The following is a 21,555-nucleotide window of genomic DNA, read 5'->3' on the forward strand; positions in this document are numbered from 1 at the left end:
ATATGGCGATTCAGGACACGACCACCCGCCGCACCGTCATCGTCGACACGTTCACCGACGGCGTGCTCGGCCCGGACGTGCAGCAGCTCGGCCCGGTCGCCGACGGCGGGCACATCGTGTGGAACTCCACCCCGGGCTGCTGGGGCCCGATGATCACGCCCGCGATCCGCGGCGGGCACGAGGTGTGCACGCCGGTCGCCGTCGAGGGCGCTGAGCCGGGCGACGCGATCGCGATCCGCATCAAGGAGATCGCGGTCACCTCACGCGCGACCTCGTCGGGCAACGACCAGGCGATGGAGGGCCGCTTCAACGGTGACCCGTACTGCGCCGCGGTCTGTCCCGGGTGCGGCGCGCAGTGGCCCGAGACCCGGCTGGACGGGATCGGCGAGACCGCCGTGCGCTGCGCCGCGTGCGGTGCGGACGCGACGCCGTTCACGTTCACCAACGGCTACACGATGGCCTTCGACGGCCGCCTGGGCGTGACGGTGGACGAGCGCCGCGCGCACGAGATCGCCGCCGACGCGGCCGCCTACGCCGCGCTTCCCGACAACAGCGTTCAGAACCCGATCCTGACGTTCGCGCCGAGCCACCTGGTCGGCGTCGTCAGCCGCATGCGCCCGTTCCTCGGCCAGCTCGGCACGACGCCCAGCGCGACAATGCCCGATTCCCACAACGCGGGCGACTTCGGCGCGTTCCTGGTCGGCGCGCCGCACCGGTTCGCGATGGACGCGCAGGACCTGCAGCAGCACAAGACGGACGGGCACCTGGACATCGACGCCGTCCGCGCCGGCGCGATCATCGTGTGCCCGGTGAAGGTGCCGGGCGGCGGCGTGTACCTGGGCGACATGCACGCGATGCAGGGCGACGGCGAGATCGCCGGGCACACCGCGGACGTCGCCGGCACAGTCACCTTGCAGGTCGAAGTGCTCAAGGGCCTGGGCATCGACGGCCCGGTGCTCTTCCCGCTGGAGGAGGACCTGCCCTTCCTGGCCAAGCCGCTCACCGCGGAGGAGCGTGCTCGCGCCGCCGCGCTGGCCGAGCGCGAGGGCGGGGTCGCGATCGAGGAGTCGCTGCCGATCTCGGTCATCGGCACCGGCCCCGACCTCAACTCCGCGACCGACAACGGTCTGCGCCGCGCCGCCGCGCTGCTGGAGATGAGCGTCCCGGAGGTCATGAACCGCGCGACCATCACGGGCGCGATCGAGATCGGCCGCGCGCCGGGCGTGGTGCAGGTCACATTCCGCGCGCCGGTGGCCGCGCTGGAGGCCGCGGGCCTGCTCGGCTACGCGATGGAGCAGTACGGCACCGTTTAACGAGCGAAGGGGCGCCTCGCGGCGCCCCTTCACCTACACCACCCCGCGCGCGAAGCCGGAGACCACTTCCGGCGTCGCGGCGTCGAACCCGACGATGTCGAGCATCCCCGGGTCCTCGGGGTCGGCGATCGTGAACCGGTTCGCGACCATGCCGACGACCACGAGCCGCGCGGCGATCCCGGTCCGCTCGCGGTACTCGCGCAGCGCCTGCACCGGGAGGATGTCGCCGTACCACGTCTCGCTGTCGGTGTAGATCACGAACGTGTCGATCTCGTACCCCTTGGCGAGCGCGTAGCGCATCGGCAGCGCGCAGTCGGTCGAGCCGAACGGCAGGTCCGACACGGCCTTCACCGCGTCGGTCAGCCGCTGCCGCGGGCTGATCGCCAGCGGCGTGAGGCTGCCGGTGAAGCCCACGATCTCGTAGCGCGGCTCCGTCGCCGCGGTCACGAGCGCAAGCGCCGCGGACGCATCCCGCGGCGTCAGCCCCGGCACGCCGGCGATCTCACCGAACGTCATCGAGCCCGACACGTCGAGCGCGAGCATCATGCGTGCGTTCGCCGGCTCCACGTTGCCGAACGCCGTGTAGAACGCGGCGTCGAGCGCGTCGACGATCCGCCCCACCGGCGCCCACGTGTGCCGGCCGCGCACGCCTCGCCCGCTCGCGTAGGTCCGCATCGCCGACAGCACCGCGATCGGGTGCACCCGCGCCTTGCGCAAGCGCTCCGCGTCCGCGAGCTGCTCGGCCGCGTAGTCGGTCCCGTACGAGCCGGGCGCGATGACCCCGACACGCGTGAGCGTGGCGAGGTTGCGCAGCAGCGCCGTCATCGGCATCCGCTCGAGCAGCGCCGCCCACACCTCGGCATCGTCGAGGTGCTCGGGCTTGACCGCCTCACGCGGCAGCCCGTGCTCGCGCACGAGCCGCGCCGTCTCGGCCGTGGTGCCCGCCGCCTGCGCGGCGGTGAACGCGGCGACGAGGGCCGGGAGACGGCCATCCGTGGCCTCACCGACCGCAACGCCGTCACCGGCGCCGGCCGAAGCCGCGCCGCGCACCGCGTCACCGCGCACCGCGTCACCGCGCGGCACGTCGCCGCGCGCCGTGATCTCGTCGCCACGGGCCGCGGGCCCCCCGCCGCCCACCACGTCGCCGCGAGCCGCGTCCTCGCCGCCACGAGCCGCGACCTCGCCGCGCGCCGCGTCATCGCCGCCGCCCGCCGCGGCCGCGCCGCCGCGCACGATCCACTCGAACAGCCGCGCCTGCTCGTCCGTGACGGCCAGGCGCGGGTTGCCCGCGCGGGTCTTCGCGCCCGGGTGGGCGAGGCGGAGCACGTCGCGGTGGCTGACGCCGTCGCGCTGGCGGTACTTGATGGCCTGGTAGGCGAGCCGGTCCGGGGACTGGTCGACGTACCAGGCGCCGACAGCGCGGCGCAGGCCGCGGCCCCAGCCGCGGAACTGCTCGACGTAGCGGGTGAACGCGAACAGGTGCGTGCCGGTGCGACACACGGCCGGCAGCGCGTCGAGGGCGAGCTTGCGCGTCGCCTCGTCCTCGGCCGCCGCGGCGAGCGCGAGGGCGAAGATCGCGGGGTCGTTCTTCGGGGCGCGGCCCTCGCGGGAGATCGTCACGATCTCGCGGACGGCGCGCGGACCGTCGGCCGCGATCGCCCGGCTGACGGCCAGCGCGTTCTCGCGCGTCAGCGTCTGCTCACGCGCGTAGTACGAGCCGCCCTCGCTGCCGAGGATCAGGAAGCGGCGCAGCCGCGTCCAGTCGTCGACGGCCCACGCGTAGCCGCCGGCCGAGTTGCGCACCTGGGCGGTGCCGGGGATCGGCTCGCTCTGGCGCGTGCGCCGGAGGCCGAAGCGGGTGAGGTAGTTCATGGGATCGACCTCCTTTCGGGTCAGGTGTGATCAAGACATCACCGCGGTCGTGGTGTGGGCATCGGAACCCGGCGTCGAGCAGACGCCGGGGCAGGGGTTTCGAGTCCCTGCGCGTGACAGGCGATAACCGGCACCCTCCGGCCCGCGGTGAAACACGCCCGGCTGGATTCGAACCAGCGGCCTCCGCCGTCGCAGGGCGGTGCTCTCAGTCCACTGAGCTACGAGCGTCTGTGTTGCGTGTTCAGTTGTCAAAGAACGAAAAAGGGCGGCCCGCCGGGCCGCCCTCGTGTAGCGATGCGTCTACGTGTCCGAGCACGGCTCAGGCGTGGACGCACCTCCGGACGAGGGCGTGGAACAGATTCAGTTCTCGGCGGCTGCTTGTCATGCGGTGACGGAAGGTAGGAGGTCGTGGCGGGTGTCGCAAGCGGCTCGGCGGTTCGAGTCCGCGGCGCGGCGGGTTCGAGTCCGCGCCCGCGACGTCAGCGTGCGCGGCTTCTGGCGAACAGCCGCGCCAAGCGACCCGGGCGCTGCGGCTGCGTCGCGAGCCACTGATCGCGCGACGGCAGCCGCCCGGCGCGGCTCTCGGCCAGCGCGCACTCCGTGTGCGCGTGCCGGCGCCGACGGGTGTCGCCTTCAGGCAGCACGAGCACGTGCTCCATCAGCGCCGGGAGGTGCTCCTTGCAGAACGGGCAGCGATAGGTGACCGGCTTGAGGTTCGCCGCCGGCCGCACCGTCCACCATCTCGGTGCCTCAGCGCTCAAGCCCGCAACGCTAGTGGTTGCGCAGCGCCTTGATCAACTCGTCCTTGTTCATGTCCGAGCGTCCCTCGATGCCGATCTCCTTGGCCCGCTGCTCGAGGTCGTCCTTCGTCCAGTCCTCGTACGAGGGCGACTTCCCACCCTTCTCCGCCGTCGACTGGGTTTTGGAGTTGGCGATCCGCGCCGCCTTCTCCTTGCTCTCGCCCTTCTCGCGCAGTGCCTCGTACTGCTCGTCGTCCTTCACGGACGGACCGTGATTCTTGGCCATGCCCGCGCCTTACCCGCTGCGCGTCTATCTCGACCAGAACTACCTGTCCGGCTTCGCCAAGCGCAAGCCGGCGCTCGTCGAGCTCGAGCCGGTCCTGCGCGCCGCCGTCACGTGCCGCGCCGTCGCGGTCGTCGAGTCGCCCGTGCACGAACGCGAGTCCGCCCCACGCCCAGACCTCGGGCTGCTCGAGCAGCTGCGCTCCCTCTCGGGCGGCCGGCGGCTGCCCGACGCGCCCGACCCCACGCTGCGCCACCGGATGCAGTGGACGATCGCGCACGAGCTGCCCGAGCGCGCGTGCGCCGCCGCGACCGCCTCGCGGAGCTTGCGGGGAACCGAACTGGCGCATGACGCCAGTTCCGTTCCCCCTCAACTCCAGCGCCCGACGCCCTCCCCGCCGACCGGGTCCGCGCGCGGCAGCGCCACCGCGTCGATCCTCGCGATCGCCGCCTCGTCGGCCTCGCGCAGCAGGTCGTAGTCCTCTTGGCCCTCCGGGTACGCGCCGACCACCCGGAAGTCGGCGGACGCCTCGGCGCGCCGATGCCCGGTCCCCGCCGGAAGCACGATCACGTCACCCGCCGCGACGACGAACGTGTCGCCCTGCGGGCCGCCCAGCTCGAGCCGCGCGTTGCCCGCGATCACTGCGAGCACCTCGTGCGAGGTCGAGTGGAAGTGGTGGTAGTCGAACACCCCGTTCACCCACGACCCGCCCCACCCGTGCTCGGCGAACAGCGCCTGCACGTCGGACACGTCTACGCCGCGGTAGAGGAGCACCTCGTAGCGCGGGTGGTTCGGGATCGTCTCGCCGGGCGGCGCGGCCCAGGTCTCGAGCTCCATCAGTCGTCGTAGTCGTCGGACTGCAGCACGCCGAACGCGGCGCCCTGCGGATCGGTGAGGATCGCGAACTTGCCGCCGGGCACCTCGATCGGCCCGGCCACGATCCGCACGCCGAGCTCGTCCACCCGCGCGACGACGCCATCGACGTCCTCGTGTCCGAAGTAGGGGATCCACCCCGGCCGCGCGCCCTCCATCGGGAAGACGCCACCGTTCTTGGCCTCGCCGTTCTGGATCGACCGGTAGCCCTGAGCCCCCGGGATCTCCTGGAACGTCCACCCGAACAGCGCGCCGTAGAACGCCGCCGCCGCGTCCGGGTCGGGCGTGACCAAGTCGTTCCAGGCCATCGCGCCGGGCGCGTTGACGTAGTACGCGCCGATGTTGTCGCCCGGCTCCCACAGGAAGAACACCGCGCCGCTCGGGTCGCTGATCACGGCGGAGCGACCCGCGGTCATGACGTCGAACGGGTCACCGATCACCGACCCGCCGAGATCGGCCACCCGCGCGCACGTGTCCTCGACCGACTCGACCGTCACGTAGCAGTTCCAGTGCGGGTGCTCGTCGGCCCGGTACAGCGCTGCGACGCTCTTGCCCTCCAGCTGCGCCATCGAGTAGACCATGTCCTCGCCGACCGGCCGGTCGTCGTACGTCCAGCCGAACAGGTCCGTGTAGAACCCCTTCGCCGCTTCGGCGTCGCTCGTCACCAGTTCCGCCCAGGACACCGTCCCGGGCGCGTAGCTCGTTCGATCTCCCATCGCCGGATCGTATGCCCGCGCGGCCGCGGGCATACGCCAGCCGGCTCCGGAGAGCTACGCGGTCGCGGTCAGCGTCTCCAGCGCCGCATTGAAGGTCTCGCTCGGGCGCATCACCCTGGTCGCCTTGTCGCGGTCGACGAAGTAGTAGCCGCCGAGCTCCACGCTGTCGCCCTGCACGGCGTCCAGCTCGCCGACGATCGTGTCCTCATCGCCCGCCAGGCGCTCGGCGAGCGGCTTGAACGCCTCCGCGAGCTCCGGATCGTCGGACTGCTGCGCGAGCGCCTGCGCCCAATACAGCGCCAGGTAGAAGTGGCTGCCGCGGTTGTCGAGCTGGTGCACCTTGCGCTGCGGGGACTTGCCGTTCTCCAGCAGCTGGCCCGTCGCCGCATCCAGCGTCGTCGCCAGCACCTTCGCCCGCGCGTTGTCGGTCTTGTCGGCCAGGAACTCGAGCGAGACCGCCAGCGCGAGGAACTCACCGAGCGAGTCCCAGCGCAGGTGGTTCTCCTTGACCAGCTGCTGCACGTGCTTCGGGGCCGAGCCGCCGGCGCCCGTCTCGAACAGGCCGCCGCCCTGCATCAGCGGCACGATCGAGAGCATCTTCGCGCTGGTGCCGAGCTCGAGAATCGGGAACAGGTCGGTCAGATAGTCACGCAGCACGTTGCCGGTGACCGAGATCGTGTCCTCGCCGCGCTTCGCACGCTCGAGCGTGAACCGCGTCGCCTCGGCGACCGGCAGGATCTCGATCTGCAGCCCGTCCGTGTCGTGCTCGCCCAGGTACGCCTCGACCTTCTTGAGCACCTCGGCGTCGTGGGCCCGCGTGCGGTCCAGCCAGAAGACGGCCGGCGCGCCCGTCGCGCGCGCCCGCTCGACCGCGAGGCGGACCCAGTCGCGGATCGGCGCGTCCTTGGTCTGACACGCACGCCAGATGTCGCCGGCCTCGACCTCGTGCTCGAGCAGCGTGTCGCCGGCCGCGTCGACCACGCGCACGCGCCCGTTGGCCGCGATCTCGAACGTCTTGTCGTGGCTGCCGTACTCCTCGGCCTTCTGCGCCATCAGGCCGACGTTCGGCGTCGTGCCCATCGTCGCCGGGTCGAACGCTCCGTGCTCGCGGCAGAAGTCGATCGTCTCCGCGTACAGCGCCGCGTACGAGTGGTCGGGGATCACGGCCTTCGTGTCCTGCTGCTCGCCCTGGGCGTTCCACAGCTGACCCGACGAGCGGATCATCGCCGGCATCGACGCGTCGATGATGATGTCGCTCGGCACGTGCAGGTTCGTGATCCCGCGGTCCGAGTCCACCATCGCGATCGCCGGAGCGGTCTCGTAGGTCGCCTCGATCTCCGCGCGGATCCGGTCGCCGTCCTTGCCGGGCAGTCCCTCCAGCGCCGAGAGAATCGCGCCGAGGCCGTTGTTCGGGTTCGCGCCCAGCTCCTCCAGCGCCGCGCCGTGCTCGGTGAACACGCCCGCGAAGAACGTCCGGACGGCGTGCCCGAAGATGATCGGGTCCGAGACCTTCATCATCGTCGCCTTCAGGTGCAGGGAGAACAACAGCCCCTGCTCCTTGGCGTCCGCGATCTGCTCGGCCAGGAACGCGTCCAGCGCGCGGGCGCTCATGACGGCGGCGTCCACGACCTCGCCCTCCTGCACCTTGATGTCGGCCTTGAGCACCGTCGCCGTGCCGTCGGCCGCGACGAACTCGATCTGCAGCTCGTCCGCGTGCGGCATCGTCACCGACAGCTCCGTCGAGCGGAAGTCGCCGTCGCTCATCGTCGCCACGTGCGAGCGGCTGTCCTTCGACCATTCGCCCATCGAGTGCGGGTGCGCCTGGGCGTACGCCTTCACCGAGGCGGGCGCGCGCCGGTCCGAATTGCCCTCGCGCAGCACCGGGTTGACCGCGGAGCCCTTGACGCGGTCGTACGCCTCGCGGGCGGTGATGGCGTCCTCGTCGCGCGGGTCGTCCGGGTAGTCCGGGATGTCGTAGCCCGCGTCCTGCAGCTCCTTGATCGCCGCCTTCAGCTGCGGGATCGACGCGCTGATGTTCGGCAGCTTGATGATGTTGGCCTCGGGCGTCTTGGCCAGCTCGCCGAGCTCGCTCAGCGCGTCGGGCACCCGCTGCTCATCCGTCAGCCGGTCCGGGAACTGCGCGAGGATGCGGCCCGCGAGCGAGATGTCGCGCAGCTCGATGTCGACGCCCGCCTGGCCGGCAAAGGCCTCGACGATCGGCAGCAACGAGTGCGTCGCCAGCGCGGGCGCCTCGTCCGTGTACGTGTAGATGAGCTTCATCGCCTGCTCTTCGCGTTCGGGAGACCTAGGGCGACGAGGGTATCCATCGGCGATACTCGGACCGGGCATGGCGTACGTCTCACCCGCACGGCACCTGTTGAAGGCCAAGGACCTCGCGGACCTGCGGTACAGCGAGCGGCTCGGCGTCGACGACATGGCCGCGGCCGCCGGCCTCTCCCGAGCGCACTTCTCGCGCGCGTTCCGGCGCGAGTTCGGTGAGTCCCCGCACGTGTACCTGCTCACGCGCCGGCTGGAACGCGCCGCCGCGCTGCTGCGCAACACGGACCGCTCGATCGCCGAGATCTGCTTCGACGTCGGCCTCACGAGCGTCGGCTCGTTCACCACGAGCTTCAAGCGCATGTTCGGCGCCACCCCGACCGAGTACCGGGCGCAGTTCCCGCCGGCGGCCGCGCGCGTCGTCGTCCCGAGCTGCGTCGTCCGCGCGCACGGCCGGCCACAACACCGCACGTTTCGAGAAGACAGCCCGGACGGCCAGCCGTAACTTGCCGCCCCATGAAGATCGCCACGACACAGATCTGGGTTCACGACCAGGACGAAGCCCTCGCCTTCTACACGGAGAAGCTCGGCTTCGAGGTCCGTGAGGATGTCACCATGGCCGAGCTCGGCAACTTCCGCTGGCTGACCGTCGCGCCCGCCGGCTCCGAGGTCGCGCTCGTGCTGATGGCCATTCCCGGCGCCCCGATGTTCGACGAGGAGCGCTGGAAGCTCGCCAACGAGGCCATGAGCAAGGGCGTCGCGACCGCCGTCTTCTTCACCACCGAGGACGTGCGCGCCGACTACGAGACGCTCAGCGCCCGCGGCGTCGAGTTCACCGAGCCGCCCGAGGAGCGCCCGTACGGCATCGACTGCGGCTTCCGGGACCCCTCCGGCAACCACTTCCGGTTGTCCCAGCTGACGCAGGTCGCAAACCCCGCGTAGCGATGTGCCTCTACGAACCGCCGCACGCACACCCGGCGCGCGGCGAGTCAGTTCCCCAGGACCGCATCGGCGACCGCGGCCCCACCGCCGGCGACGGGCAGGATCTCGAAGTCCGCGACGTCCTCCCAGCTGGCGACCCACCGCTGGAGCAGCGTGACGTCGTCGCACTCCATCACCTGGAACACGCGGCCTAGGTCCGCGGTCACCCAGCTCGCCACGAACTCGAGCCCGTCCGGCATCAGGCGCCCCTGCTCCCCGAAGCGCTCGTAGACCGGACGGGCGCCGGCCCGGAAGCGTTCGATCACCATGAATTGCATGCGCCGACCCTCTCACGACGCCGCCCTCCGGCGCAGGCGTTCGAGCTCGGCCCGCGCGGCCTCGTCGGGTTCAGGCGACAGCCCTTCCCACTCCTCGAAGACCTGCTCGAGCGCCCGCCGACGGTCCGCGACGCGGTAGCGGAACCGCCCGACGAGCTCGAACAACCGGCCGTCCTCCCCGATGTAGAGGTACTGCCGCGTCGCCGCGTGCTTGTAGGCGTGCGCGTGCACACCGTCGACCTCGAACTCGCTCATCCACATGAAGAAGCGGACGAGGTGCGCGCCCACGAGGTCGAGCAGCGGGTCCCAGTTGGGCCGCTCGAAGTTCCTCAGCTCCGCTGCGAACGTCTGTTCGTATCTCATGCCCGGAGCATGCGCGAAGGCGCTGCAACGGAACAAGACGTAATTGCAACAAAAGTGTGCCAATTCGCCGGGGGGGCGAAGAACCGCTGCCCAGCCCTACAAGCACCATGGAAGAACTCGCCCTGCCCCAGGCTCACACCGAGCTCATCGACGCGCTGCTCGAGCTCGCCACCTCCACCAGCGGCATCCTCGACGACCTCACGCGCGCGCACGACGTCGCTGATCGCGGCGCCGCCGTCGAGTTCCTGCGCGAAGCGTTCCACGAGCTGCTCGCTCCGCTGTCGCTGCTGCTCGGCCCGCGCGAGCTGCGCGCCGCCACCGCCGCCGTCGAGGCCGCCGCGAACATCACAGCGACGCGCTTCGACTTCGCCCCCTGCGACGTCGAGGCCGAGGTGCCCCGCCGCGACCCGCGCACGGCCCACCGCCGTCTCCAGCGTCCCGCCATCCCGCGCAAGCGCGGCACGCGATACTGAAGGCGCGTGCCCGAGACCTACACGGACAGCCCGCTGCTCAGCGACGCGTTCGACCGCGCGCTGCTGCTCGTCACCGAGCACCACCGCCGGCAGCTGCGCAAGGGCACCGACGTGCCGTACGTCAGCCACCTGCTGAGCGTCTCCGCGCTCACGCTCGAGATGGGCGGCAGCGAGACGGAGGCGATCGCCGCGCTGTTACACGACGCCGTCGAGGACGGCGGCGGCCCACCCATGCTCGCGCGCCTGGAGGCCGACTTCGGCCCCGACGTCGCCCGCATGGTGCTCGCCAACTCCGACAGCGACACCGAGCCGAAGCCGCCCTGGAGCGAGCGCAAGCGCGCGTACATCGCCTCGATCGCCCACAAGCAGCCGGACGAGCTGCGCGTCTCGCTCGCGGACAAGCTCCACAACGCCCGCGCGATCCTGCTCGACCTCCGCACGCACGGCGACACGATCTGGACCCGGTTCCAGGCCGGCGAGAGCGGCGCCGTCCGCGCCTATTACCGCGGCCTCTACGACGCCTTCGACGCCCGCCGCGACGCGCTCGGGCCGCGCGCCGTGCCCGCGCTCGAAGAGCTGGGCCGGACCATCGACGAGATCGACCGGCTCGCCGGCTAGACCGGCGTCGCCACCGACGCGCGGACGAAGCGCCGCGCGACACTGGCGACCACGATGAAGGCCAGCGGCAGGAGGATGTACGCGCCGGAGAAGGCGAACACCACCAGGACCGCGACGAACGCGACGCGGGCCGCGGCGCGCCCCGCTCCCTCCAGCAGCTTGCTGCCGGCAGCGGTGGCGGTGACGTAGACGGCCACGAACAGGGCGCTGGTCGCCCGCAACAGCGCATCGACGTCCATCAACTCGACCGCGAGGCCGAGCAGCAGGGTGCCCGAGATGGCGGCCATCGCGGCGAGCGCGTGCTTGGGCGTGACGAGGAACGACGGCGCGTTGCGCTCCTCGGCCAGCGCACCCGCCAGGCGGGTGGCGGCCGCGACGTAGGTGTTCATCGTGCCCATCGTGAGCAGCACCGCCAGCAGGGCCGTGAGCGTCCGGCCGGCTTCACCCAGACCCGCCCCCATCAGGTCGGCGAGCGGGACATCAGAGGTCGTGCCGACGCCGATCGTCGCCGCCGCGAGCCCGAGGTAGAGGACGATGACGATCGCGACCGCGGCGCCGATCGCGCGCGGCAGCTGCCTCGCCGGGTCCTTGAGCTCACCCGCGAGGTGGGAGCCGGCCTCCCAGCCGACGAACGAGAACATCAGCACGCTCGCGGCACCGCCGATCGCGAGCCAGCCGTTGGGCGCGAACGGCGTCCAGTTGTCGGCCTGACCGTGCGGCAGCGCGGTGACGACGGCGACCAGCAGCAGCGCACCGAGCACCGCGGCCAGCCCGAGCTGCAGCCGCGCCGTGGTGTGCAGGCTCGCGGCGTTCGCGGCCAGCACGATCGCGATCATCGCCACGGCCGCCGCGACGGCCGCGCCGCGTCCCGCGTCCAGCAGCTCGGCGACGTAGAAGCCGCCCACCAGCGCGACGGCGGGCGCCCCGATCATGACTCCGCCGAGAAACCACCAGCCCGTCGTCGCACCGGCGCGCCGGCCGAATGCCCGGCGGACGTAGGCCGCCGTGCCGCCCGCTTCGGGCTGGCGCGTACCGAGCGCCGCGAACGTCGCCGCGAGCGGCACCGACAGCGCGAGCAGCGCCGCCCACGCGAGCACCGACGCCGGCCCCGCCTCCCGCGCGGCGACGGCCGGGATGAACAGCACGCCTGGCCCGAGCACGGCGCCGACATAGAGGGCGATGGCCGTCCGCGTGGTGAGCATGCAGGCAGTTTCTCGCCGATCCTGGGGCAGATGGTGCCGACTTGTGCGGTGCTAGCCACACCTTTCGGCAACAATCTGCTCCGCACTTCACCCGAGGAGGACGATCATGCCCCTGGACCGCGTCGACCGCGAGATGCTGGCCATTCTGCAGAGCGACGGCCGGATCTCCAACGCCGCCCTGGCCGAGCGGCTGCACATGTCGCCGTCACCCTGCCTTCGCCGCCTGCGCGCCCTGGAGAGCTCCGGCGTGATCACGGGCTACGCCGCCATCCTGGACCGCCCGCGGCTCGGCCTCGGCCTCACCGTCTTCGTCGACCTGAAGGTCGACCGGCATTCCGACCAGTCCGCCGCGGAGATCTCGCGCGCCCTCACCGCGGCGCCCGAGGTCATCTCGGCGCACATCGTCTCCGGCGTGGCCGACTTCCGGCTGGAAGTGGTTGTCAAGGACCTCGTCGAGTACGAGCGGCTGCTCTTCGACACGCTGCTCAAGCTCCCGCACGTGACCGACGTGCGGTCGGACTTCGCGCTGCGCACGGTGAAGTCCGAGAGCCCGCTCCCGCTGTAGCTACGCCGGCTCCTCGATCCCCTCGTAGATGTTCCGGTACGGCACGACAGCACCGCTGACGCCGTCGATCACCGTGCGTTCCTGGAGCGGGCGCTGAAGCTCCAGGTAGGCGGGGCAGTCGATCGGCTCGCCGTCCTCGCCCGCGACCGACATGCAGACCGTGCCGAACACGACGACGGTCTCGTCGTCCTCGGCGAGCGAGATGGCGTCCACGTGCTGTGCGCCCTGGACGACGTACCGGAGCTGCAGCATGCCCGGCTCACGTTCGAGGTACCCGACGCACGCGCGCGGACGCAGCTGGCGCGGCGTGTCGCCGGCGACCCACACGTGCACCGCGTCCCCCAGCACCTCGCCGACCCGCTTGCGCACCCGCTCCTCGTCCCGGCCGGAGACGCACACGTGCATCCCGCGCGCGTCGCTCTCGACCGTGAGCACCGTGATGCCGTCCTTGAGCAGCGTCACTCGATCCTGCGGGCTGATGTCATGCATGGCCGGACGGTCTCACGGGGCGACCGCAGTCGGGCCTCGCGCGCGTGACTTTTCACAGAGTTGATGCAGTTCCGTTGCAGTGCGCGGGGGCGAGTCCGCGAAGCGCCGTCCTAGGACGAGCATGGAATCCGTTCAAGCGTTCATGCTCGCCCTGCTCGACGTCGGCGATCGGCTCACCCGGCTCGTCGACAACCTGATCGAGGGCTACGTCGAATCCGCCGGCTGCTCCGAGGACGAGGCCACCGCGGAGATCCTGACGATGATCTTCGGCACGACGAGCGTCCGCCTCGCCACGGTCCCGCCGGCGGACTTCGAGCGCGCGACCGAGTTGCTCCGCCGCGCGTTCACGGTCGTCCTCGCCGACGTGGAGGCGGCCGCCGAGCTCGCACGGCGGCGCGAGCTGCCGAACCACGCGACGTCGACGCACGGGCGGCCGCTCTAGATCTCGTCGCGCCGCGGCCAGCGGCCATGCTCGTCGAAGAACCGCCGGCGTGCCTCCTCCCGCTCGCGGTCCGCGTTGCTCTGCAGCCCGAGCCGCATGTACGCGTTCGCGAGCGCGCCGAGCACCGCCGAGCCGATCAGGAAGATGCCCGCGCCCTGCGCCACCTCCCCACCGACGATGATCAGGATCACGCCGACGACGAAGACCGTGACCGGCAAGGTCACCCGCACGAGCAGGAGCTTGAGGCGGTCGTCCTTCATGCCTGCAGTCTGCCCGTCGGCGCGCGGGCGCTCGCGCGGCGGGTAGCCCGATGACATGGCCGAAGAGTTCAAGAAGGGCGACAAGGTCGTGTGGAGCTCACACGGCAAGGACGACACGCCCGGCGTCGTCGAGCGCAAGATCACGTCGGACACCGAGGCGGGGGGCCGGAAGGTCAAGGCCTCCAAGGACGAGCCGCAGTATCTGGTCAAGAGCGAGAAGGGCGGCGGCGAGGCCGTACACAAGCCGGACGCGCTCAAGCGGCGATGAGCGACGACGTCCGCGGGGACTTCGACGACGCGGTCAACATGACGCCGAAGGAGCTCGAGGACTGGCTGCAGACCGACGAGTCCAAGGAGGTCGGCTGGGGCGAAGGTGAGTCCCTCGGACACCAGTCCGGGCGGCGGATCGTCGAGATCAAGCGCAAGAAGAAGGACGAGCTGACCGACGACGACCTCGCCCACATGAAGAAGGTCGTCGGCTACGTGCACCGGCACCTCGCGCAGGGCGGTCCCAAGGAGGACAAGGAGCACTCCAGGTGGCGCTACTCGCTCATGAACTGGGGCCACGATCCGCTGAAGTAGGAATGTTCGCGGCGGCAACGGCGTCGTCACCGCCATGAACATCAAGAAGAGGTTCCTCTCCCTCGCGGTCGCGGGTGTCGCGCTCGCCGCCCCGATGACCGCTGACGCCGCCGTCGTCAAGCTCGGCGTATCCGGCAGCAACGAGTTCCTGACGTACAACCCGACCGTCGGGTTCCCCACGATGAAGCCGACGACGTCCGCGACCCCGAGCCAGCAGCGCTGGGACCAGATCAAGGGCCCGGGGCCGACGAGCTACTTCCGCCACGTCAGCTCGGGGCTGTGCATGCGCGCCAGCGCCTCCAACAACGCGTTCCTGCGCATGTCGACGTGCAACTTCTCCGACAACGCGGCCTCGCGCGAGCAGCAGTGGATCCTGTCCGCCGGCCGCCTCGCCAACCGCGCGCGCCTCATCGCCGGCAATCCCGCCAGCCATGCGATCGCCGACTTCAACAACATCAACCACGTCGTCAAGATGGGGCCGTTCGACAACCGCAACTGGTTCTCGATCCCGGCCTAGGAATTGGGTAGTGCCCGTGCATGTCCACTGACGAGCAGCACGTGGGCGACTCCCACGAGCACGAAGAGGAGCTCAAGCAGCGCAATCCGGACGAGCGTTCGCCCGAGGAGCGCCGCGACGAGCAGCCCGATGAGAGCGTGACCGAGGAGGGCATCCTCGGAAGCGTCCCGGGCGCGCGGGCCAACAAGCCCACCGGATGAGTCGCCGGCCGGCTCCTTGCGAGCCGTCCGACTCCGTTGTTGTCCTAGCGAGCGAGGAGGAGCGCCGTGGCGGCGGGGCTCGGCGCGCGGTCCTGCCGGTCCTGCTCGAACAGCCAGTCGAGCATGACGTCGTTGAGGTAGGTCGGGACCCACGACCAGTGCGCGTTCACCGGCGTCGTGCCGGCGCTGAACGCGGTGAGGAGCGCGTGGCTGTCGTTGGCCTCCGCCTGCGCCCACTGGTTGAGCGCGTTCGCCTCGGCCTGGAGCTCCGGCAGGTTGCCGGCCCACTGGGCGCGCGTGGTGAGCGTGCCGGCGGCATCGAGCGCGTTGAAGAGCGCGAGCGTGCCGTTGGTGTAGGAGACGACCGGGTCGTCGATCGAGTGCGTCGCCCAGATCGGGACGTGCTTGATCAGCGGCATCCTTGTGGGGTCACCGGCGGCGGCGATCGGCAAGGCCGCCGCGAACTTGCCCGGGTTGTTCTGGAGGATGTCGAACGTGCCGATGCCGCCGAGGGACATGCCCGTGACGTAGATGCGATCGGTGTCGATCGGGTTGGACGCGGTGAGCGTGTCGATCAGCTCGATCAGCGCGCGTTGCTGGGTGGGCGTCGTCCAGGTCTGGCCGGCCGGGACCTGGGCGGCGAGCACGTAGGCCGGGTCGCTGGCCTGGCGCTCGGGCCTGGCGAACGCGACGGCGCCCTGGTTGGCCGTGATCTGCGTGAGGTTGGAGGCGCCGCGTTCGCCGCCGCCGTGCAGGAAGACGACGAGCGGGAAGCCGTCCTTCCGGTGGGCCGGCTGCGCTTGCGGCTGGAGGAGGCGGAAGTTGATCGTCGTGTTCGCGCTGTCGGTGAAGTTCGCGCTGATGAAGTCGTCGACGAGCGGATTGATCTGGCCCTGGTTCGTGAGAGCGTACGGGGCTGCGGGCAGCCGTGTCCGGCCGCGATCGTCGGTGATCGGCTGGGTCTGGCGGACGGCGTAGGCGCCCGTGAGCGGGATCGGCTCGTTGCGGCCCTGGGCGTAGACGAGCGCGCCCGCGTTGGGATCGTTCTGGTCGAGCTCGATGATGATCAAGCGGCCGGGCGTGCCCTTGGGCCCGCGCGTGTCCAGCTCCGGCGCGTCGCTCGTGTAGACGGCGGTGACGGTGCGCGGCGCGGTGGTGCCGTTGATCGTCGCCGTGACCGTGAAGGCTTGGTTCGGGATCTGCGCGGTGCCGAGGTTGATCGGCTTGCGGTACTCGATGGCGACGGCCGCCACGCGCCAGCCGAGCGGGTTGACCTCCGTGATGACGTCGGTCCTGACGACCGTGTTCGGCGGTGCGGGTGCGGGCGCCGCTTGGGCGACCGCCGTCGGCACGAGTCCTGCCAGCGCGACGAGCGCGAGCACGATGAAACGCACGGGTCTCTCCTCCCTGTATGCGCCGGCCGCGACCCCCTGCCGCGCCGGCTTGCCGGAGCGTCGCGGGTGAGATGTGCGTTGTCCAGCGCGCGTGTTTGGCCGGTGACACGAGTCACCGGCGATGATGGTCACCGTGACTGTTGCTGAAGCGCCCTCCTTCGGACCTGAGCTCTTCGCGTTCCTGCGCGAGTTGGCCGCGAACAACGATCGAACGTGGTTCGCGGAGAACAAGGATCGGTACGTGGCGAACGTCCAGGAGCCCGCACTGGCCTTCGTCGAGGACGTCGGGATGCGGATGCCCGAGATCAGCCGCCACATCGTCGCGGACGCGCGCACGACGGGCGGGTCCTTGTTCCGCATCTACCGGGACACGCGCTTCTCGAAGGACAAGACGCCCTACAAGACCCACTGCGGCGTGCAGTTCCGACACGCGCGGACGCGTGACGTCCACGCGCCCGGCTTCTATTTGCACCTGGAGCCGGGGTCGGTGTTCATGGCGTGCGGGGTCTGGCACCCGGAGCGCGAGACGCTGCACGCGATCCGCTCGGCGATCGCGGCCAAGCCCGCGCGGTGGACCGCGGTCAGCGACATCCCCGGCTTTCGGCTCGGCGGCGAGTCCCTGAAGCGCCCGCCGGCGGGCTTCGACCGCGATCACCCGCTGATCGAGGAGCTCAAGCGCAAGGACTTCATGGCGATCTCGGAGTTCTCCGAGGACGAGGCCGTGTCGGGCGAGTTCCTCGACGAGTTCATCGCTCGCTGTGCGCGGGCGAGCGACTTCATGCGGTTCCTGTGCGACGCGACGCGGGTCGAGTACTAGAGCGGGCCTCGGTGCCAGGGGCCGGTGACGGCGCAGGTCATCCCCTCGACCGGCGCCTCGGTGAACTCCGCCCGGCCGAACAGGTTGAAGAACATCGTCCGCCCGCTCGGGCTGAACGAGACGCCCGCGAGCTCGGAGCCGTTGAGCACGTTGACCGCGAGCTCGAAGGCCTCGCCGCGTTGCGTGATCCCGATCAGGCGGTTGACGTTCTCGATGCCCGGCGCGAGCGGGTGCGTGTCCACGGTGGCCGAGGACGCGTCGTCCTCGCACGCGACCAGGCCGCCCCGCGGCGTGACGGTGAGGTTGTCCGGCGAGTCGAGCTCGGTCGCGGAGCTGGACTCGTACACGAGCGTTAGGGTTCCGCCGCTGCGGTGATGGCCGGGCCGGTACGCCCAGACCTGCCCGAAGCCCTCGCGGTAGCCGTCGTCGTTGACGTCCCCGTTCTTGGCGTTGCCGCCGCTCGTGGAGACGAAGAAGATCGTGCTGTCGTCCTCCCAGCACCCCTCGAGGCGGTTGAACTTCGCGCCGCCCTTGGCCCAGCCCTGGTTGAAGGTGCTGCGCGGGTCGCCGACCGCCGCGAGCTCCGGATCGGGCTCGTCGATCCGCACCCAGCTCACCGGCAGCCGCATCCCGCGGCGCTGGCCTTCGCGCAGGTCGACGTTCGGGCGGCCGGCGATCGCCAGCATCTCGAGTGTCCCGCCGCGCGTCAGATCGTCGGGGTTGACCGGCGTATAGCGATAGAACCCCGCGCCGACGCCCGAGCCCGGGTCCTCGGTCTCGTAGACGATGCCGGTGCGCTGATCGACGGCGGCGGCCTCGTGGCTGAACCGCCCGGCGGCCGTGATCGGGACGCCCGGTTCGAGCTCGTGCGCGTCGCGGTCGACCGGCGTCTGGAAGAGGTAGCCGTGGCGCTTGGCGAAGCGGGCCTCCGGGTCTGCAGAATCGGGTCCGCCGACCGTCTCCTCCCCCGTCAGCCAGTACCGCCGCCGGAAGGCAATCCCGCCCGCGCAGTTGACCGTCGTGCCATTGAGGCTCACGAAGTCCTGCACGAGCCGGCGGCGATGCTCGTCATAGACGAGGGTCGTCGTGCCGCCGTACGCCGTCGCGTCGTACGCCTGGCTGCGATCGCCGAGGAGGCCGCCCGGCGTGCCGGCCGGGTTGCGATCCTCGCTGTTGCGGACGAGACGGACGAGGTGATCGCCGTGGCCGTGCCCGTGGCCGTGGCCCGGGTGCCGGCGGTGCCTCGGGTTCGCGAACGAGCCCATGCCGTCCAGCGCGAGCGGCGTCGGGTACCCGTCCGACATCGTGCTGCCCGTGTGGCTGAACGTGACGTAGCTGAAGCCGGCCGGAAGCGCGAGCACCTCGACGCCCCGCTGATCCTTCGTTCGTCTCAGCGGCCCGTACGGCTGAGGGCGATGGCCGTGATTGGCTCTCGCGTTGGCGGCTGTGAGCCGTTCGAGCGCGCCCAGGCTCGCCAAACCGCCGCCCGCCGCGGCGGCGCGCGCCAGAAACGTCCGCCGATCAAGTCCTGTCTGCATGTCTCTCCTCTCCCGCTTTGCAGGACTCGGGGGACACTACGCCTCTCGGAGAGGAAGAACTCCACGGTCAACGTCGGTTGCCGCCATCATGCGCGTTCTATGACCTCGGTTGTCGGTGCGGGCGAGCGATTCGCCTCCGTGGGCGAAGTGGAGCTGTGCTACGAGACGTTCGGCTCACCGAGCGATCCGGCGCTGCTGCTGATCATGGGCATGGGGTTCCAGCTCGTGCACTGGCCGGATGCGTTCTGCGCCTCGCTGGCCGGCCACGGGTTCTTCGTGGTCCGCTTCGACAACCGCGATGCGGGGCGCTCGACGCACGTGGACGCGCCGTACGGGCTGGAGGACATGGCCGACGACGCCGTCGGCCTCCTCGACGCGCTGGGCGTCAGCGCCGCGCACGTGGCCGGCGCCTCGTTGGGCGCGATGATCGCGCAGGTCGTCGCCGTGCGGCATCCGTCGCGCGTGCTGTCTCTGGCGTCGCTGATGTCCACGACCGGCGCGCGCGGCGTCGGCCGCACGTCACCGCGCGTCTTCCTGGCCGCGCTGCGCCGCTCTCGCGATGCGGGCGAGCGGCGCGTGCGGATGTTCTCCGTGATCGGCTCGACCAGGTTCGAGCAGGACGTCGACTGGATCCGCCGCGTCTCGCGAGTGGCAGCTGCGCGCGATCCGCAGGGTCGCGCGGGGCGGCGCCGTCAGCACCGCGCCGTTCGCCGCGCCGGCGATCGGACGGGCTCGCTGCGCGCCATTTCGTGCCCGACGGTCGTCATCCACGGATCCGCGGACGTCATGTGCGCGCCGAGCGGCGGCCGCGCGACCGCCGACGCCATCCCGGGCGCTCGGTTCGAGCTGATCGACGGACTCGGCCACGACCTCCCGCCGGGAGCGTGGCCGCGGATCATCGAGGCGATCGTCGCGAACGCTCGTTAGCCGCGGCGCGCGCGGCCTTCGCAGCCAGCTTCCCGAGCCGGCGCGCCTCGAGCTTCGTGAGGTTTCTCGGGCGCCCCTTCGACTTCGTGACGAGCTTGCGCGCCTCTTCGCGCTCCTGTGGCGTGAGCGCCGTCCAGCCGGCCTGCAGCATGAGGAAGACCGTCGTCGCCTGCTTGCGAAACTCCGGCCACGGGACGTTGCGGACGGTCGCCGGGAGGCGGCGCTTGGACGGCTCGGCCATTCCCTCGAGGGTACCGGCGCACGATCCTGACGAGCGAAAGACCGGCGCGCTTTGAGCACCGCCTTCGGCACTCCGGCGGCGCTGGCGGTGGGACGTTGGCGTGGGCGCGCTGACGGCCCGCGATTCAGGGACGAGCGAAGGCCAGAGCCCTCTGCCGGACTCGAACCGGCGACCCCTTCCTTACCATGCTGGCCTGGATCGACTTGGCGTCCGGCGTCGAGGTGCGTCTTGCCTGCAAACGCGGGGTTTTCGCCTTGACCGGGTAAGCGGTCGGTTGCGTCCGTTCCGCACATGTGTGTCATGGGTGCGGGACGCTGGTCGAGATCTCTTTGTTCCCCGGGCCGGCTCGGCGGGCTTAAGGGATGTGCGGGTGATCTCGTGAGGGCGACCGAGCTGCGGGTCGCGTTGATCGTACGCGAGTGCGCCGGCCGCTTCGAGGCCGAGGTGGAGGGCTACCCGTTGCTGCGCGAGTCGGGGCGCACGCCGTGGGAAGCGGTGAACCGTCTGGTGGGTGCGCATCGGGCGCTGCTGGAGCGGCGGTGGTCGGCATGAGGGCCGATGTTGTCAGAGTCAAAACTTCCTGCTCAGAGGATGTTTCTGAGTTGTTGCGAATCAGCCCGGCGAAGGTCGATGACATCCGGCCCAGGTGCAACGGTCGGGTTCGTCGTCTGTCGATCGACGGGGAGGTGTGGCTGTGGCCCACCTGCGAGTAGGCGCGGTCTCGCGCGGTCCGCGTCGCGGTGTTGTGCGGACTCCTGGCGGGCTGGTCAAACGGCTCGGACGGGCGGTGTTGTGGCTGCTCGTGCTGGTGCTGTTGCTGCGTGGCGTGGCGAGCGTGATGGAGCCGCGCAGGCCGGGCGCCGTCGCCGCGACGGCTAAGCCCGCGGTTGCATCGTGGCCGGACGACGAGGTCCGGGCGTTCGCGTCGGATTTCGCGCGTGCGTATCTGACGTACAACGCGAAGGACCCGGAGGCGTCTGAGTCGGCGATCCGGGCGTTCGTGGGGCCGGAGCTGGCGAGCTCGGTCGTGCCGGAGTACGGCGAGGATGCGCCGCGGCGGGCGGTCGGGTCGGTTTCGGTGGCGCGCGTGCTCCGGGTCGATGACTCGCGGGCGTTGGTGACGGTGGCGGCCGCGGCGACCGGCGGTACGCGATATCTGACGGTTCCGGTGGCGCGGGATGCGCGCGGCGGTCTGGTGGTCTCGGATCTGCCGTCGCTGGCGGCGCCGCCCACGTTGGCGTCGGCGCCGCAGATGTCGGGCGAGTCGCTGCCGGCGAGTGAGCGCGCGCCGATCGAGGACGTGGTCTCGAGGTTCCTGACGGCCTACCTCGCCGGTGATGCGGGGGAGCTGTCGTTTTTCACGCCGACCGGCGTGCGGATCGGTGCGCTCGCGGCCGAGCACGAGCTGGTCGACGTGACGTCGTTGGCCTTGGTGGCGCCCGCGCAGGGACGCGTGCGCGAGGTGATGGCGACCGTCCGCGCCAAGGACGCGGCGACGGGCGCGACCTACGGGCTGCGCTACCGGCTGCAGCTCGTTCGCGAAGACCGCTGGCTGGTCGCGGCGGTCAATTCTTCGAAGAAGGCGGGATGAGAA

30 protein-coding genes and 1 tRNA gene are annotated in these 21,555 nt (G+C 70.9%); 16 read left to right on the forward strand and 15 right to left on the reverse strand.

Features of this window, described 5'->3' with window-relative positions:
* Window positions 1-2 precede the first annotated feature (2 nt).
* Window positions 3-1,313: an acetamidase/formamidase family protein gene (locus OJ962_RS02580; protein ID WP_202955479.1), complete on the forward strand. Its 1,311-nt coding sequence runs from the start codon at window positions 3-5 to the stop codon at window positions 1,311-1,313.
* A 33-nt stretch (window positions 1,314-1,346) separates the two neighbouring features.
* Here OJ962_RS02580 and OJ962_RS02585 read toward each other — a convergent pair whose 3' ends face one another.
* The 4 genes from OJ962_RS02585 to OJ962_RS02600 form a co-directional block, all read right to left on the reverse strand.
* Window positions 1,347-3,185: a TROVE domain-containing protein gene (locus OJ962_RS02585; RefSeq protein WP_202955478.1), complete on the reverse strand. Its 1,839-nt coding sequence runs from the start codon at window positions 3,183-3,185 to the stop codon at window positions 1,347-1,349.
* A gap of 153 nt (window positions 3,186-3,338) precedes the next feature.
* A tRNA-Arg gene (locus OJ962_RS02590) sits at window positions 3,339-3,413 on the reverse strand.
* A 251-nt stretch (window positions 3,414-3,664) separates the two neighbouring features.
* Entirely contained in the window at window positions 3,665-3,946 is a 282-nt protein-coding gene (locus OJ962_RS02595; protein ID WP_202955477.1) for a hypothetical protein, read from the reverse strand.
* 10 nt (window positions 3,947-3,956) lie between these two features.
* On the reverse strand, window positions 3,957-4,211 hold the full coding sequence (locus OJ962_RS02600; RefSeq protein WP_202955476.1) for a DUF7218 family protein: 255 nt from the start codon (window positions 4,209-4,211) through the stop codon (window positions 3,957-3,959).
* On the opposite strand from OJ962_RS02600, the gene OJ962_RS02605 reads away from it, so the two are divergent.
* Window positions 4,210-4,686 (forward strand): hypothetical protein, encoded by a 477-nt coding sequence (locus OJ962_RS02605; RefSeq protein WP_202955475.1) that lies wholly within the window; start codon window positions 4,210-4,212, stop codon window positions 4,684-4,686. The genes OJ962_RS02600 and OJ962_RS02605 overlap by 2 nt on opposite strands.
* Here the strand turns inward: OJ962_RS02605 and OJ962_RS02610 are convergent.
* The 3 genes from OJ962_RS02610 to OJ962_RS02620 are packed head-to-tail and all read right to left on the reverse strand — an operon-like array spanning window position 4,578 to window position 8,077.
* Window positions 4,578-5,045 carry a cupin domain-containing protein gene (locus OJ962_RS02610; protein ID WP_202955474.1) on the reverse strand — a complete coding sequence of 156 codons (468 nt, stop codon included), beginning with the start codon at window positions 5,043-5,045 and terminating at the stop codon, window positions 4,578-4,580. The two genes, OJ962_RS02605 and OJ962_RS02610, sit on opposite strands and share 109 nt — an antisense overlap.
* Window positions 5,045-5,797, reverse strand: a complete 753-nt coding sequence (locus tag OJ962_RS02615) for a VOC family protein (protein WP_202955473.1) — start codon at window positions 5,795-5,797, stop codon at window positions 5,045-5,047. Before OJ962_RS02615 ends, OJ962_RS02610 begins: the two co-directional genes overlap by 1 nt.
* A gap of 54 nt (window positions 5,798-5,851) precedes the next feature.
* Window positions 5,852-8,077 (reverse strand): NADP-dependent isocitrate dehydrogenase, encoded by a 2,226-nt coding sequence (locus tag OJ962_RS02620; protein ID WP_202955472.1) that lies wholly within the window; start codon window positions 8,075-8,077, stop codon window positions 5,852-5,854.
* A 67-nt stretch (window positions 8,078-8,144) separates the two neighbouring features.
* Here OJ962_RS02620 and OJ962_RS02625 point away from each other — a divergent pair, with 67 nt between their 5' ends.
* Together OJ962_RS02625 and OJ962_RS02630 are read left to right on the forward strand one after the other, a co-directional pair.
* Window positions 8,145-8,579 carry a helix-turn-helix domain-containing protein gene (locus tag OJ962_RS02625; RefSeq protein WP_238931829.1) on the forward strand — a complete coding sequence of 145 codons (435 nt, stop codon included), beginning with the start codon at window positions 8,145-8,147 and terminating at the stop codon, window positions 8,577-8,579.
* A gap of 11 nt (window positions 8,580-8,590) precedes the next feature.
* Window positions 8,591-9,016, forward strand: coding sequence for a VOC family protein (locus tag OJ962_RS02630; protein ID WP_202955470.1), 426 nt, complete (start codon window positions 8,591-8,593; stop codon window positions 9,014-9,016).
* Between the two features lie 47 nt (window positions 9,017-9,063).
* Here OJ962_RS02630 and OJ962_RS02635 read toward each other — a convergent pair whose 3' ends face one another.
* Together OJ962_RS02635 and OJ962_RS02640 are read right to left on the reverse strand one after the other, a co-directional pair.
* Window positions 9,064-9,333 carry a DUF3303 domain-containing protein gene (locus OJ962_RS02635; protein ID WP_202955469.1) on the reverse strand — a complete coding sequence of 90 codons (270 nt, stop codon included), beginning with the start codon at window positions 9,331-9,333 and terminating at the stop codon, window positions 9,064-9,066.
* Between the two features lie 12 nt (window positions 9,334-9,345).
* Window positions 9,346-9,696, reverse strand: coding sequence for a hypothetical protein (locus OJ962_RS02640; protein WP_202955468.1), 351 nt, complete (start codon window positions 9,694-9,696; stop codon window positions 9,346-9,348).
* A 107-nt stretch (window positions 9,697-9,803) separates the two neighbouring features.
* Between OJ962_RS02640 and OJ962_RS02645 the strand changes: the two genes are divergently transcribed.
* On the forward strand, window positions 9,804-10,169 hold the full coding sequence (locus OJ962_RS02645) for a hypothetical protein (protein ID WP_202955467.1): 366 nt from the start codon (window positions 9,804-9,806) through the stop codon (window positions 10,167-10,169).
* A 6-nt stretch (window positions 10,170-10,175) separates the two neighbouring features.
* Window positions 10,176-10,787, forward strand: coding sequence for an HD domain-containing protein (locus OJ962_RS02650; protein ID WP_202955466.1), 612 nt, complete (start codon window positions 10,176-10,178; stop codon window positions 10,785-10,787).
* On the opposite strand, the gene OJ962_RS02655 is transcribed toward OJ962_RS02650, so the two are convergent.
* A complete protein-coding gene (locus OJ962_RS02655) occupies window positions 10,784-11,989 on the reverse strand; it encodes an APC family permease (RefSeq protein ID WP_202955465.1) in 1,206 nt (401 codons plus the stop codon). The genes OJ962_RS02650 and OJ962_RS02655 overlap by 4 nt on opposite strands.
* Before the next feature lie 106 nt (window positions 11,990-12,095).
* Here OJ962_RS02655 and OJ962_RS02660 point away from each other — a divergent pair, with 106 nt between their 5' ends.
* Window positions 12,096-12,554: an Lrp/AsnC family transcriptional regulator gene (locus OJ962_RS02660; protein ID WP_202955464.1), complete on the forward strand. Its 459-nt coding sequence runs from the start codon at window positions 12,096-12,098 to the stop codon at window positions 12,552-12,554.
* Here OJ962_RS02660 and OJ962_RS02665 read toward each other — a convergent pair whose 3' ends face one another.
* On the reverse strand, window positions 12,555-13,043 hold the full coding sequence (locus OJ962_RS02665; RefSeq protein WP_202955463.1) for a hypothetical protein: 489 nt from the start codon (window positions 13,041-13,043) through the stop codon (window positions 12,555-12,557).
* A 121-nt stretch (window positions 13,044-13,164) separates the two neighbouring features.
* On the opposite strand from OJ962_RS02665, the gene OJ962_RS02670 reads away from it, so the two are divergent.
* A complete protein-coding gene (locus OJ962_RS02670; RefSeq protein WP_202955462.1) occupies window positions 13,165-13,485 on the forward strand; it encodes a hypothetical protein in 321 nt (106 codons plus the stop codon).
* Here OJ962_RS02670 and OJ962_RS02675 read toward each other — a convergent pair.
* Complete coding sequence (locus OJ962_RS02675) at window positions 13,482-13,745, reverse strand: hypothetical protein (RefSeq protein WP_270006163.1); 264 nt, start codon at window positions 13,743-13,745, stop codon at window positions 13,482-13,484. The genes OJ962_RS02670 and OJ962_RS02675 overlap by 4 nt on opposite strands.
* Window positions 13,746-13,800: 55 nt before the next feature.
* On the opposite strand from OJ962_RS02675, the gene OJ962_RS02680 reads away from it, so the two are divergent.
* From OJ962_RS02680 to OJ962_RS02695, 4 genes are read left to right on the forward strand one after another with little or no spacing between them, the layout of a single operon-like run.
* Window positions 13,801-14,013 (forward strand): hypervirulence associated TUDOR domain-containing protein, encoded by a 213-nt coding sequence (locus OJ962_RS02680; RefSeq protein WP_202955460.1) that lies wholly within the window; start codon window positions 13,801-13,803, stop codon window positions 14,011-14,013.
* Entirely contained in the window at window positions 14,010-14,327 is a 318-nt protein-coding gene (locus OJ962_RS02685; RefSeq protein ID WP_202955459.1) for a DUF3140 domain-containing protein, read from the forward strand. Before OJ962_RS02680 ends, OJ962_RS02685 begins: the two co-directional genes overlap by 4 nt.
* A 34-nt stretch (window positions 14,328-14,361) precedes the next feature.
* Window positions 14,362-14,844: an RICIN domain-containing protein gene (locus tag OJ962_RS02690; RefSeq protein WP_202955458.1), complete on the forward strand. Its 483-nt coding sequence runs from the start codon at window positions 14,362-14,364 to the stop codon at window positions 14,842-14,844.
* A 20-nt stretch (window positions 14,845-14,864) separates the two neighbouring features.
* Window positions 14,865-15,044, forward strand: a complete 180-nt coding sequence (locus tag OJ962_RS02695) for a hypothetical protein (protein WP_202955457.1) — start codon at window positions 14,865-14,867, stop codon at window positions 15,042-15,044.
* Between the two features lie 44 nt (window positions 15,045-15,088).
* Here OJ962_RS02695 and OJ962_RS02700 read toward each other — a convergent pair whose 3' ends face one another.
* Entirely contained in the window at window positions 15,089-16,438 is a 1,350-nt protein-coding gene (locus tag OJ962_RS02700; RefSeq protein WP_202955456.1) for a prolyl oligopeptidase family serine peptidase, read from the reverse strand.
* A 124-nt stretch (window positions 16,439-16,562) separates the two neighbouring features.
* On the opposite strand from OJ962_RS02700, the gene OJ962_RS02705 reads away from it, so the two are divergent.
* Entirely contained in the window at window positions 16,563-17,255 is a 693-nt protein-coding gene (locus tag OJ962_RS02705) for a DUF2461 domain-containing protein (RefSeq protein ID WP_238931904.1), read from the forward strand.
* On the opposite strand, the gene OJ962_RS02710 is transcribed toward OJ962_RS02705, so the two are convergent.
* Window positions 17,252-18,793 carry an alkaline phosphatase PhoX gene (locus OJ962_RS02710; RefSeq protein ID WP_202955454.1) on the reverse strand — a complete coding sequence of 514 codons (1,542 nt, stop codon included), beginning with the start codon at window positions 18,791-18,793 and terminating at the stop codon, window positions 17,252-17,254. The two genes, OJ962_RS02705 and OJ962_RS02710, sit on opposite strands and share 4 nt — an antisense overlap.
* Here OJ962_RS02710 and OJ962_RS02715 point away from each other — a divergent pair.
* Window positions 18,677-19,720 carry an alpha/beta fold hydrolase gene (locus OJ962_RS02715; protein WP_270006172.1) on the forward strand — a complete coding sequence of 348 codons (1,044 nt, stop codon included), beginning with the start codon at window positions 18,677-18,679 and terminating at the stop codon, window positions 19,718-19,720. The two genes, OJ962_RS02710 and OJ962_RS02715, sit on opposite strands and share 117 nt — an antisense overlap.
* On the opposite strand, the gene OJ962_RS02720 is transcribed toward OJ962_RS02715, so the two are convergent.
* On the reverse strand, window positions 19,689-19,961 hold the full coding sequence (locus OJ962_RS02720) for a hypothetical protein (protein WP_202955452.1): 273 nt from the start codon (window positions 19,959-19,961) through the stop codon (window positions 19,689-19,691). The genes OJ962_RS02715 and OJ962_RS02720 overlap by 32 nt on opposite strands.
* A 378-nt stretch (window positions 19,962-20,339) precedes the next feature.
* On the opposite strand from OJ962_RS02720, the gene OJ962_RS02725 reads away from it, so the two are divergent.
* Together OJ962_RS02725 and OJ962_RS02730 are read left to right on the forward strand one after the other, a co-directional pair.
* Entirely contained in the window at window positions 20,340-20,513 is a 174-nt protein-coding gene (locus OJ962_RS02725; RefSeq protein WP_202955451.1) for a hypothetical protein, read from the forward strand.
* Window positions 20,514-20,706: 193 nt separating this feature from the next.
* Entirely contained in the window at window positions 20,707-21,552 is an 846-nt protein-coding gene (locus OJ962_RS02730) for a conjugal transfer protein (RefSeq protein ID WP_202955450.1), read from the forward strand.
* Window positions 21,553-21,555: the final 3 nt, after the last annotated feature.

Origin of the sequence: Solirubrobacter deserti, assembly GCF_027587175.1 — a bacterium.
Classification (GTDB): domain Bacteria; phylum Actinomycetota; class Thermoleophilia; order Solirubrobacterales; family Solirubrobacteraceae; genus Solirubrobacter; species Solirubrobacter deserti.